Source organism: Mycobacterium interjectum (assembly GCF_900078675.2).
Taxonomy (GTDB): domain Bacteria; phylum Actinomycetota; class Actinomycetes; order Mycobacteriales; family Mycobacteriaceae; genus Mycobacterium; species Mycobacterium interjectum.
Map to the genome: position 1 here is coordinate 406,766 of NZ_LT546237.1, position 6,372 is coordinate 413,137.

11 protein-coding genes are annotated in these 6,372 nt (G+C 64.2%); 7 read left to right on the top strand and 4 right to left on the bottom strand.

Translation table 11 applies throughout. From position 1 onward, the window contains the following. Nucleotides 1–193: 193 nt before the first annotated feature. The 5 genes from BN4348_RS36535 (at nt 194) to BN4348_RS59385 (ending at nt 2,361) form a co-directional block, all read left to right on the top strand. Nucleotides 194–400 (top strand): hypothetical protein, encoded by a 207-nt coding sequence (locus BN4348_RS36535; RefSeq protein WP_066910344.1) that lies wholly within the window; start codon nt 194–196, stop codon nt 398–400. A 74-nt stretch (nt 401–474) separates the two neighbouring features. After that, a complete protein-coding gene (locus BN4348_RS36540) occupies nt 475–804 on the top strand; it encodes a hypothetical protein (protein ID WP_066910346.1) in 330 nt (109 codons plus the stop codon). Between the two features lie 438 nt (nt 805–1,242). Next, complete coding sequence (locus BN4348_RS36545; RefSeq protein ID WP_066910349.1) at nt 1,243–1,524, top strand: hypothetical protein; 282 nt, start codon at nt 1,243–1,245, stop codon at nt 1,522–1,524. Beyond that, nucleotides 1,521–1,994, top strand: a complete 474-nt coding sequence (locus tag BN4348_RS59380; protein ID WP_142308647.1) for a hypothetical protein — start codon at nt 1,521–1,523, stop codon at nt 1,992–1,994. The genes BN4348_RS36545 and BN4348_RS59380 overlap by 4 nt, the downstream gene beginning before the upstream one ends. Before the next feature lie 115 nt (nt 1,995–2,109). Continuing rightward, nucleotides 2,110–2,361 (top strand): hypothetical protein, encoded by a 252-nt coding sequence (locus BN4348_RS59385; protein ID WP_142308648.1) that lies wholly within the window; start codon nt 2,110–2,112, stop codon nt 2,359–2,361. Here the strand turns inward: BN4348_RS59385 and BN4348_RS62120 are convergent. The 4 genes from BN4348_RS62120 to BN4348_RS36560 form a co-directional block, all read right to left on the bottom strand. Further along, a complete protein-coding gene (locus BN4348_RS62120; protein ID WP_264034220.1) occupies nt 2,355–2,477 on the bottom strand; it encodes a hypothetical protein in 123 nt (40 codons plus the stop codon). The two genes, BN4348_RS59385 and BN4348_RS62120, sit on opposite strands and share 7 nt — an antisense overlap. Before the next feature lie 135 nt (nt 2,478–2,612). After that, entirely contained in the window at nt 2,613–4,124 is a 1,512-nt protein-coding gene (locus BN4348_RS36550; protein ID WP_066908841.1) for an IS1634 family transposase, read from the bottom strand. Nucleotides 4,125–4,189: 65 nt separating this feature from the next. Beyond that, nucleotides 4,190–4,453 carry a hypothetical protein gene (locus tag BN4348_RS36555; RefSeq protein WP_142308649.1) on the bottom strand — a complete coding sequence of 88 codons (264 nt, stop codon included), beginning with the start codon at nt 4,451–4,453 and terminating at the stop codon, nt 4,190–4,192. A gap of 267 nt (nt 4,454–4,720) precedes the next feature. Continuing rightward, complete coding sequence (locus tag BN4348_RS36560; protein WP_066910354.1) at nt 4,721–4,996, bottom strand: hypothetical protein; 276 nt, start codon at nt 4,994–4,996, stop codon at nt 4,721–4,723. A 216-nt stretch (nt 4,997–5,212) separates the two neighbouring features. Here BN4348_RS36560 and BN4348_RS36565 point away from each other — a divergent pair, with 216 nt between their 5' ends. Together BN4348_RS36565 and BN4348_RS36570 are read left to right on the top strand one after the other, a co-directional pair. Further along, the gene (locus tag BN4348_RS36565) at nt 5,213–5,647 is read left to right on the top strand and encodes a nitroreductase family deazaflavin-dependent oxidoreductase (protein ID WP_066910356.1); all 435 of its coding nucleotides are present in this window, start codon (nt 5,213–5,215) and stop codon (nt 5,645–5,647) included. A gap of 5 nt (nt 5,648–5,652) precedes the next feature. Further along, nucleotides 5,653–6,372, top strand: a 720-nt coding sequence (locus BN4348_RS36570) for an FUSC family protein (RefSeq protein ID WP_084454018.1), incomplete at its 3' end; no start/stop codon positions are given.

Below are 6,372 nucleotides of genomic sequence, written 5' to 3' on the forward strand. Positions count from 1 at the left end.
TGCCAGGTTAAACCAGCGCAATTGTCAATGTAACGGCAAACCAGCGTGTCGTCACTTAGGGACACGCCAAAAATCGCCCCATCAGTCACACCAGCATCATTAGCTATCAACAACCTCCCCAGGCGCACCGGTAACAACGCGACCATGGCGTTGCGCCGCCAGCGCAGGCCGCACAGGCCGTACGGTGCCGTGCATGGAAGAGGACGACATCGCACGCGAGATTGAACGCAAGGTCAAAGAAAAGTTCGACCGCAGAATCGAGATCCCGGATGGCCTTACCGAGGACGAAGCCGTCGCGTCTGTGATCGAGCAGTACAAAGAGATGACCGGCGTCGAGCTCCCGGAGGCGGACGTACGCGCCGAGGTGCGTGAAAAAATGGCCGGCCGCGACCGGACGTGAGGCGAAGGTCCGCGCCGAGTTCCCGGGGGTTCCCGTCGTTGAAGTCACCCGTTGACGGATCTACCGTCGCTTACGTGACCCAACAACAACCGCAAACGATCAGGGTGCAGGTGTCAGCTTGGCTTGAGTACCAGATCGACAACCCCAACGCGCTGGGCGACGCAGGCGCCTTCACGCCCGACGAACTAGATCCCGACGGCAAGACGAACCTGCGAAGCGTGCCGCCCGAGCTCTACCGCCAGCCGGCGACCGCACTCATCATCGAGGTCGCCAAGCGTTCCGCCGCCGAGGGTATAAAGATCCCCCACCCAACGATCCCTGGCGCGACGTTGGTCGGGGGTGGTGGTCCGCAGTTCAGCATCGTGCCGCCAGGACAGCATGGCGTGACACCTACGCCAGGCTAAACCGACGAGCCCACAGCCCGGCGCGCCCCCGGGCAGTTCCCAAAAATGTTGATATGCAACGTCTTTGAACCCTCGTACACCCCGCCCGGCAGTCGAACACGCGTTCGGGGGCCTGGGCTGGCCCAAAAGTTTTCGGCCCGCCCAAAAAACAAATTTCGACTACCATGCGGAGTCGCCGCGCGGGGGGTCGGAATTTTTTTCGGGGGCCGCCCGCTGCCGGCGAGCTCGAGATCGGTCCCGTCCGGGGCGCCGGCCGGCCTGGACGGTGGGGGGTAGCCACGCGCTCGGGAATGGTCGTCGTCGGGAATGGTCGGTCGGGGACTGGTGTCGTTGGGGACTGGCGACGTCGGGGATGTGCCAGGCTACGTACGAAGTAGTAATTGGCGTACTCTGCTGAGATTGTCGATCGGCGCGTCCGGAAGCTGATAGCTTTGCGGAATGACGCACAATTGGCTCATCGTGGCAACGATAGTTGTGCCGATCGCCTCGCTGGCGCTCGCGGCGGCCAGCGCCTTCGTGGCGCTGAGGAAATCACGTCAGCTGCGTGAGGAACAGACGGCCCTCAAGATGTACATACGAAGACGCGAGTTCGAGGGGTACAAACGCGGATCGGACCCGCATGCTGGACCGGACCGCAGGCTATCGAGTGAAATGACTGATGCCCTCGGGGAGCAAGTCAAATCGGTCGAGAAGCTGTCCGAACTGGGTGGTGATGAGTGAACACCACTGACAAGACGGCACAGAATGCGTTGCCGCAGTTCTTGACCAAGACGCTTGAACAGATTTCGGGCACGGGTGCCGCCGAAGTGACCACTTTTCTTACGCAAAATACGGGAACTGCACGAGGTTTCACTGAGAATTCAGAAAAGGCGTTACTCAACGGTTCACAGCAATACTTCGCTCAAGTCGGAAAGAGGGCTATCGAGCGCGCCAATAAGCAGCGCAGCGAAGTGGTCGAATTGTCTGATATCGAGGGCGCTATCACGTCGCTCAACTCCGGGCCGAAGATAGCGGCCTTCTATAGCGGGGCTGGGGTTCTTGGCGCAATTGGCTCCGCTGCCCTTGTTACGGCACTCTTAGTGCCACCAGATGTCCATACACCAGTGTGGATACTCTGGGTTTCCGGTGTACTTTGCGTAATTGCGCTGGTCCTGACGATCTTTGGCATCATCCTTAATGTGCGTGACTGAGTTCCGGCCCGCCACCTAGTTCCGCCATTCTGGTGTCCATGCGGTGCCAAGCCGATTCGCTGATAAGCGACCGGACGGCCGCGTTTCGCGCGGCACATCGCCTACGATCCTGTCTGTGCTTGTGCCAAGTGAAGTTGTCTCTTACTTGGATATGTGTCGTGAGGAAGGGGTCAACCTACAGCGCGGGATGAACTTTGGCAGCAGCGGCAAGCCCAGCATCATCTTGATGAGCCGGCGCCCCGGCGCGCCTTACGACGACCGCGTCGAAGAGGATCGTCGCGTCCTTAATAGCCGAAAACATCCAATTGATGTGTGCGCGCCACAATTTGGCGAAGCACGACAGGATCCAGTGATCGCTGATCAGTAGAACCATTGTGGCACGCCGTCGGGTGTGAGCTGGGTGTCGGATTCGGCTGCGGAGTGGCCGATTTCGGACATGGGTATGGCGGTTTCGTTGGGAATCGAGGCCAAAACGTCGTGCATTCCTGGATCCGCGGACAGCAGGCTCACCCAGTGCTTGCGCCGGCCGGGCGTGATTTTGCCTTTGCCGATCGCGTTATCGACTTTAGCCTCGACGTCGGCGTGGGCGGCGGCGGCTTTGACCTGACTTTTATCAGGCTAGTGCGCACGTAGGCCGTGGATTGTGGCGAGGACTTCGGCGAGGTCGGCCGGCGGTGGTTCGGCGGCGGTCAGCGTGTGGCTGCCGGCTTGGATGGTGACGGTGCGGTAGCGCCGGGCGTTGCGGACGAATTTCTTGATGCTCCAACCGGTTTGGTGCTCTATCCAATGGGATACGGCCATTGCGGCGAACACCACGCTCAGGTGCGCCTCGATGGAGTCGCGGGTGCGGTGGTAGATCGGTCGGGCTTGTAGGTCGTGCTTGGACATCCGAAAGCTCTTCTCGACGCGCCACAGCTGGTGGTAGGCGTTGATGACGAACGCCGCGGGTTGTCCGGTGAGGTTGGTGGTGTAGCCCTTCCATCCGGCCAGTGCGCGGGACTTGGCTTCCAACGTCCGGTTCACCGACTTTGTCGCTCCCGAGAGTTGGATGTAGCGGTTTCGTTTGACCGGGGCGTGCCCGTCAACGGCACGTTCGGCCTTGCGGACTTGTTCGTCAATACCCCGCAGGGTGCGCCGGGCTCGGTCGTGGCGGTACTGGTAGTGGGTCACCCGATCCGGGATGCCCCGGGTCTTCTCCGTGGAGGTCGATGGCCAGGGCTGGGTCACCACCAGCCCATCGGGGATCGCGTCGTCGGGGTGTTTGTTGCGCCATTCGCGCACCACATCGGGCAGATACGGAATGCGGGCGCCCAGGATGAACGACAACCCCGCGGCCTGAAGAGCCACCTGATTGGCTTCAGAGATCATTCCGGCGTCAGCGACCACGGTGACATCGCTGAGCTGGTGGGCGGTCTTGAACGCGTTGATCACCGGCACCATCGTCGCCGTCTCGGCCTTGTTGCCTTCGAAGGCTGCCACCGTCAGCGGGAACCCGGTGGCATCGGTGAGCAGTCCGAGAGTGATCTGCGGATCGAGGCGGCGCTCCTTTGAAAACCCGGGCTCACGGAAACCGTCACCTGCGTCGGTCTCAAAGTGCAGGGTGGTCACGTCGTAGAGCACCAAGCTGGCCCGGCCCAACCGGGCATGAGAAGCACACATGGCCGAAAGCGCTTGCCGGAAACTGGGTTTGGCGAACACCGGCAGCCGGCGGTTGAGCGTCGGATACGACACCGGCGCGATGCCGGTCTCCTCGATGACGCGCAGGGAATCGGCCTTGCTGGTCGGCTCAATGATCCGTGCGAGCACCAGCTGGCGAAACGCCGCATCGCCGTCGGCAGCCTCGTCGAACCCGAGGATCTCGTAGGCAGCACACAGTGCATCCCACAGATGAGCGGCCTTCGAAGAGGTGATCGGCAACGGCTCGGACTGCGAGCGCGCCGCCAGCCCAAGATCCAACTGGGCCTGCCCGGCGGCCAGCCGCTGAGCAGCCGCAGCCTTCAGCGCGGCCACCCCCGCAACGTCATGGGCCGAGCCCAGGTGCTCGATCTTGCGTGACCCACGCCGCGTCGACCACACGATCTGCACCGCCGTGGCACCCGAGGAGGTCTTCACCGTGCGCACATACGCCACCAAGGCACCCTACGAGGCCAGCCCTAGTGCACAAATCCGCACCAGGAGAACACTCAACCGCCAGGTCAGAGCTTTACGAAGTCGCCAAACCCGCAACGGTGATAAAAGTCAGGTTTGAGGCGGCGGCCTTCGGCGGCGTCGAGCTTGAGCGCTTCGTGGGTGTCGTGGTCGAGGACGTCGAGGCCGTGCCGCTTGGCGGCGGCGGCGACCGCCGACGGTGCCGCGCTGTCATCGGTGACCGGCGCCGGCAGGATCGCATCGCGCACGGTTTCGACCACCAGGTCGGCGTCGTCGGTGTCCTCGGGCAAGCCGAGCAGCGTCAGCAGCACCGCGGACTGTGTGTCGTCAAACGAGAGTGCCATTGTTTCGATACCTTTCGGGCTCAGGACAGGCCGGTGATGGCTTTGGCGGCGTACGGGCGGTCAATCGACGACGTTGTAGAGGCCGGTGTCGGGTATGCGTTCGGTGCGGCGGATCTTGCCGTCGGCGCCGGCGCTGTACCGGAGGAAGCGGCCGCAGAAGCTGGTCGAGGACGCCGCGGCGCGTGAACGTGAGCCGAAGCGGCCCGAAGCTCTTGGACCGCCGGTAGCGCCAGGTCACGGCGCGAGCCCGTTGAGCTTGTCGGCGGCCTCGAGGAGGGCGGCCGCGCGCTGCTGCGCCCGCGCGGCGGTCATTCCGTTGTCGCTGCCTATTTCCACGATGTGTCGCTCGATGCGGCCGTCGCTGAATTGGAATCCGAAGATCGACACTTCGCAGTCGGGGTGTTCCCATGACGTGAACATGCGCTGTTGAACGTCGTGGCTCCAATGCTCCCAGTCGTCGATGCGACCGATCGCGTCAGGCGGGACAGGCAGGTTGGGTGTCGTGGCCATGTGGGTTGCGCCTTCCATTCTTGATGAGCCGGCACCGCGGGGTACGGTGCAGCTTGGTTCGCAGTTGGTCCGCAGTAGTCGCATACACGACTGTTGCCAACTAACGAAGCTAACGCTGTGAGCTGCGGAGTCCTCACGCACCAAACACAGCAAACTTGTACAAACGCCCTGAGGGGAGTCCGGAATAGACGCCAAGCCCGAGAAGGTTGTGCGGGCATGACCGAAGAAATGCCTGACACCGGCACCATCAACGCGTTCAACACGAGCATCATCGACGAATTCCGCGCCAACGACGGCAAGGTCGGCGGCCAGTTCGAGGGCGCCAACCTGTTGCTGCTCACCACCACCGGCGCCAAGTCGGGCCAGCCCCGGGTCAACCCGCTGGCCTACTTCCGCATCGACGGCAAGCTGATCATCATCGGCTCGTTCGCCGGCGCCCCCGTCAGCCCGGCCTGGGTGCACAACCTGCGGGCCAACCCGGCGGCGCACGTGGAGATCGGTACGGATGCGTTCGACGTGACCGCCCACGAGCTGCCGTCCGCCGAGCGCGACGCGCTCTTCGAGAAGGTCGCCGCCGCCGCACCCGGGTTCGCCGAGTACCAGTCCAAGACCAGCAGGGTCATTCCGCTGTTCGAGTTGCAGCCGGCCTGACGGCGGTGAACGCCGCGCGCGCGGGCATCAAACGGCTCCGGGCCGTGTGGTTCACGCTGGTGCAGGCGTCCGTCGCCGTGGGCCTGTCCTGGTACCTCGCCCACGACGTGCTGCACCACCCCCAGCCGTTCTTCGCGCCCATCGCGGCCGCCGTCTCGCTGTCGATCAGCAACGTGCTGCGCGCGCAACGCGCCGTGCAGATGATGATCGGCGTGACCCTGGGGATCGGGGTGGGCGCGCTGGTGCAGGCGGTGCTCGGGCCCGGGGCGCTGGCGATCGGCATCGCCGCGCTGATCGCGCTGTTCGCCGCGGTGTTCATCGGCCACGGCTTCATCGGGCAGGGGATGATGTTCGCCAACCAGACCGCCGTCTCGGCGATCCTGGTGCTGGCCCTGTACCGCAGCAACGTCGCGCTGGAGCGCCTCTACGACGCGCTGATCGGCGGCGTGGTGGCGATCGTGTTCGCCGTGCTGCTGTTCCCGGCCGACCCGCTGCGGGTGCTGCGCAGTGCGCGCGTCGGCGTTCTGGGTGTCCTGCACGGCGTCCTGACCCGCGCCGCCGAATTCGCCGCCGGGCGCCGGCAGGCCCCGCCGGACTGGCCGCTGTCGGCCGTCGACCGGGTGCACGGGCAGCTCGGCGGGCTCATCGAGGCGCGCACCACCGCCCGCCAGGTCGTACACATCGCGCCGCGGCGCTGGGGCCTGCGCGACGCCGTGCGGGCCGCC

Bases quoted from the DNA above. Each gene is read 5' to 3' on its own strand.
- BN4348_RS36560 (WP_066910354.1), bottom strand. From the start codon at position 4,996: ATGGCCACGACACCCAACCTGCCTGTCCCGCCTGACGCGATCGGTCGC.
- BN4348_RS62120 (WP_264034220.1), bottom strand. From the start codon at position 2,477: ATGCACGACGTTTTGGCCTCGATTCCCAACGAAACCGCCATACCCATG.
- BN4348_RS36535 (WP_066910344.1), top strand. From the start codon at position 194: ATGGAAGAGGACGACATCGCACGCGAGATTGAACGCAAGGTCAAAGAA.
- BN4348_RS36565 (WP_066910356.1), top strand. From the start codon at position 5,213: ATGACCGAAGAAATGCCTGACACCGGCACCATCAACGCGTTCAACACG.
- BN4348_RS36545 (WP_066910349.1), top strand. From the start codon at position 1,243: ATGACGCACAATTGGCTCATCGTGGCAACGATAGTTGTGCCGATCGCC.